Source organism: Psychrobacillus sp., assembly GCF_056205495.1.
In genome coordinates this window covers 1-3,897 of record NZ_JBAEAP010000274.1, presented here as the reverse complement: position 1 = coordinate 3,897, position 3,897 = coordinate 1, and the positions used below count along the sequence as shown (strand labels likewise).

4 protein-coding genes and 1 pseudogene are annotated in these 3,897 nt (G+C 34.4%); 1 reads left to right on the top strand and 4 read right to left on the bottom strand.

From position 1 onward, the window contains the following. The 4 genes and pseudogenes from AC06OU_RS07995 to AC06OU_RS07980 all read right to left on the bottom strand — a co-directional run. Window positions 1-252, bottom strand: a pseudogene (locus AC06OU_RS07995) (ABC transporter permease); the annotation flags it as partial. Beyond that, on the bottom strand, window positions 245-1,168 hold the full coding sequence (locus AC06OU_RS07990) for an ABC transporter ATP-binding protein (RefSeq protein WP_475855097.1): 924 nt from the start codon (window positions 1,166-1,168) through the stop codon (window positions 245-247). The pseudogene AC06OU_RS07995 and the gene AC06OU_RS07990, both read right to left, overlap by 8 nt. A 91-nt stretch (window positions 1,169-1,259) precedes the next feature. Next, window positions 1,260-2,195: a sensor histidine kinase gene (locus AC06OU_RS07985; RefSeq protein ID WP_475855096.1), complete on the bottom strand. Its 936-nt coding sequence runs from the start codon at window positions 2,193-2,195 to the stop codon at window positions 1,260-1,262. A gap of 1 nt (window position 2,196) precedes the next feature. Beyond that, on the bottom strand, window positions 2,197-2,892 hold the full coding sequence (locus tag AC06OU_RS07980) for a response regulator transcription factor (protein WP_475855094.1): 696 nt from the start codon (window positions 2,890-2,892) through the stop codon (window positions 2,197-2,199). Window positions 2,893-3,257: 365 nt separating this feature from the next. Here AC06OU_RS07980 and AC06OU_RS07975 point away from each other — a divergent pair, with 365 nt between their 5' ends. After that, window positions 3,258-3,815 carry a cysteine peptidase family C39 domain-containing protein gene (locus AC06OU_RS07975; protein WP_475855093.1) on the top strand — a complete coding sequence of 186 codons (558 nt, stop codon included), beginning with the start codon at window positions 3,258-3,260 and terminating at the stop codon, window positions 3,813-3,815. Window positions 3,816-3,897 lie beyond the last annotated feature (82 nt).

Sequence of the window (3,897 nt, the reverse complement as noted above, 5' to 3'; positions counted from 1 at the left end):
TTTATTTTTAAATTCTCCTATTATTAGCTTTGCTATTAATGTTGCAGCGAAGATGATAAAGGTTCCCCTCACAAATGAATCGATAACTGTTAAGACCTCCTGGTAATTTACAAAGTCCTGGTCACCTTCTACTTTAGATATAAACGCTATTAGAAATATAAACCCGAGAATAACAAAGTTAGCAATTACAGCGTTAACCGAATAGGAGCCCAGTTTAAACTTTTTCATCTCTAGCTTCATTAGCTTAAACATTTACTACACCCCCATTGACTAGCTTTAAGAAGTAGTCCTCTAATGTACTTGTCTTTTTACTAATAGCCTCTATTTCAATATCGTGTTCATACAATACCTTGGAAATCATTTGTGGTGTGAGCGATGAATCGTATATACGAATACAATGATTGTCTACTAATTTAAAGTTAACTAAATTTAACTTCTCACTTAACAGGAAGGAAGTTTTCTGTATATCTTGAACAACCAGCTCAATATAGTCCGTTTGACTACGAGTTAATTGTTCAAGTGAAATTTCTTGAATGAGTTTACCGTTGTTGATGACTCCAATTGTGTCTGCTAATTGTTCTATTTCTCCTAAAATATGGCTAGAAACAATAATGGTAATGCCATATTCCTTAGAAAGCATTCGAAATAAATCTCTCATTTCCTTTATACCTTGAGGGTCTAGCCCGTTTATTGGTTCATCTAAAATAAGCAATTCCGGCTTTGTGATAATTGCACGTGCAATACCCAGCCTTTGCTTCATTCCCAGAGAGAATTCTTTTACTCGCTTGTTTCCTGTGTTTACTAGACTAACCATATCTAATACTTGCTCTATTTCATTTTGATTATAATAACCCATATAATCGCAATGAAGCTGAAGTGTTTCACGTGCAGTCAGCTTGTCGTAAAAAATCGGATATTCAATTATTGATCCAATTCTTTTTAATACTTCGTATGATTGATCGGTTAGCCTTTCACCAAATATCTCTATCTCTCCATTCGTCGGTTTGATGAGATTGGTCATCATCTTCATGACGGTTGTCTTACCTGCTCCATTAGGACCTAAAAACCCGTAAATTTCTCCCTTTCGGACGTTCATATTAACAGGAGAAACGACTTCCTTATCTTCAAATACTTTTGTCAGATGATTTGTTTTCAATATATATGACATTGAATCCTCTCCCTCTTCGTTCTATTCTTAGTATAGAAAACGAACCTCTCTTTTTTATTACTTCCATCTTACGAATTTCTTAAGTTATGCTTTAAAAAGTAATTCGCTTCAGGGTTGTAGTAAAAATTGTCTTTTCATGAGGGATACTTGATAGATGAATAGAGCCTCCCATTATTTCAAGAAGCCGCTTTGTAATTGTTAAGCCTAATCCACTGCCTTGGAAATGTTTATTCCTAGAATCGTTCATCGTATATGTTCTTTCAAAAACCCGATCGATATGATACTCTTCGATTCCTTTTCCCTTATCCCAAATATCAATATAAATATTGGACTCGTCGTATCTCAACGTTAACCCAATGTTTTTACCGTCTGCACCATAGGTTAATGCATTGGATAATAGATTGTTTAGAACTCTATCTATTGCCTCCTCATTACCAAATGCATATAAATTGTTTTCTGGTATCTCAATTTCAACATGCATGTGCTTTGCTGTTATCAGATCATAGAAGGATAAAATGTTCTTACGACATATTTCATTTATGTTTACCTTAGATAATGGGTATTGTTGGTCCCCTGCCTCAATTTTCGCCAAGTCAAAAAAGGTATGGATAATTTTAAGTACTTCATTTGTTTTAGTATGTAGTTTAACAAGGAGCTGTTGCCGTTCTTCTTCCTGTAGGGAGGGAGCAATTTCTAGCATTTCAATATAGCCTAAAATGACAGTTAACGGCGTTTTCAAATCGTGTGAAACATTGGAAAGCATTTTTCGCATGGATTCTTCTAGCCTTGTATGAGTTGCAAGTATTTTTTGTTTTTCATCTAATAATTCATTAATTGTATTTAATAGCTGCTGGAGTTCATCATGCTCGGTATGCGCTAAAACCTTTTCTCCTGAATTCTCTTGGATGATGCTATGAAGCTTTTGGTGCGTATAGGCAATACTAGAGGTGAGATTTCTTTTTTCTTTGTACTGGAAACCAATGAAAGCTAACAACAAAATAATAGTGGAAGATAAAAGGAGTACCATATTAAAAACCTTCCAGCTTATAGCCAATTCCCCACAAGGTTTTTATATACCTTGGGTTTGATGGTTCTTCTTCTATCTTCTCTCTAAGCCTTCTCATATGAACATTAATGATATTTTCATCCCCGTAGTATTCATCATCCCAAACCAACTGATAAATCTGCTGTTTAGTAAATACACGGTTTTGATTGGAAGCAAATAGTTTTAAGATAGCAAACTCTTTCGCAGTAAGCTTTATGTGTTCCTTTCCCTTCATAACCAAAAAGTTAGTAACATCTATCTTCAAATCCCCTATTTCAATTATATCCTCGTTTACTTGCTGCTCCCGTGAATATTGTGTTGCTCTTCTTATTGCAGCCTTTACTCTTGCAGATAGCTCGAGTAATGAAAAAGGCTTGGCAAGATAATCATCAGCCCCTAAGCCCAGTCCTAATGCCTTATCCACATCGCTATCCTTTGCCGACATAATTAATATAGGCACAGCACTAGTTTCTCGAACGATCCTCAAAACTTCTAAGCCATCTAGCTTAGGCATCATAATATCTAAAATGATCAAGTCAAAGGCAGAGGATTGATTTTGCTTAACCGCTGCTTCTCCATCGTTCACAGTCGTGATCGTAAAACCCTCACTTCTTAAATATTTCTCAACCATTTCACTAATGGATTCATCATCCTCGACCAATAAAATTCGTTTAGACATTTGTTCCACCTCATTCAGTCCATTTTCTTTTATGATAGCTAATTTATGGAAGTAAATATATATAAAACTAATTTTTCTTACTGTTTATTTTAGGCTCTGTTAAAGGCTAGGGTTGTTTTTTTCATGAAGCGATTTAGTTTGTGAAATGTTACACTTAAACTAACGTAAGCAGTTTAGTTGAACAAGAAGGGTTTTTTGCGATTGTGTAGAATAAGTTAATTACAACGGCAGAACTTTTTTCTTAAATTGACAATTTATGTTACTGAAAGATTGCTTAGTATAGCAAAAAGGGGGGAATTAGTATGTTTATAGTTTGAACAGCTATTTTATGGTTTATTATAACAACAATCATTAATGCATATTTAATGACATTACCCATACCTATTTTAAGAAAAAGAGATTATCCGGCTAACTATCTAGTAAAACGAAATAATAGGATAGATATACAAAACAAAAGGGAATGTGCAGCATTTTCAACAGCATATGTGATGCGTCATTTTGGAATGAAGGCCGATGGGGATGATTTATATATTAATTTCCCTTGTAAAACGAGGTCAGGCGATGTCTATCCAAAGGGAATTCGTACGATGTTAAGAAAAAAGGGCTTTAAAACAAACTATTATAAAGGGAATATGCACACATTAAAATACGAAGTTAGTAAAGGAACTCCTGTAATTGTTTTTATTAAAGTACATAAGAATCTCAATAACTTGCATTTTGTCGCGGTTGTAGGCTACGACAAGGAGTATATTTACCTTTCAGAGTCTTTAAAGCATCTGGTGAATAGTGAAGGTGAACACAAGAGCTATAATCGAAAAGTTCCAATCGAAGAATTTAAAAAACTATGGGATATAAAGAGAATGCATATGCTTTTTTATAGCAATACTTACTTAGCCGTTCTTGCCAATTCAAAGGAGGGATGAGAGTGCTTAAATTTATCGATGATATGGCTGGAGCTATATTTGATATTTTTAAATATATCTGTTATTTTTTTGCCGGCGCAAT

Bases quoted from the DNA above. Each gene is read 5' to 3' on its own strand.
- AC06OU_RS07990 (WP_475855097.1), bottom strand. From the start codon at position 1,168: ATGTCATATATATTGAAAACAAATCATCTGACAAAAGTATTTGAAGAT.
- AC06OU_RS07985 (WP_475855096.1), bottom strand. From the start codon at position 2,195: ATGGTACTCCTTTTATCTTCCACTATTATTTTGTTGTTAGCTTTCATT.
- AC06OU_RS07980 (WP_475855094.1), bottom strand. From the start codon at position 2,892: ATGTCTAAACGAATTTTATTGGTCGAGGATGATGAATCCATTAGTGAA.
- AC06OU_RS07975 (WP_475855093.1), top strand. From the start codon at position 3,258: ATGACATTACCCATACCTATTTTAAGAAAAAGAGATTATCCGGCTAAC.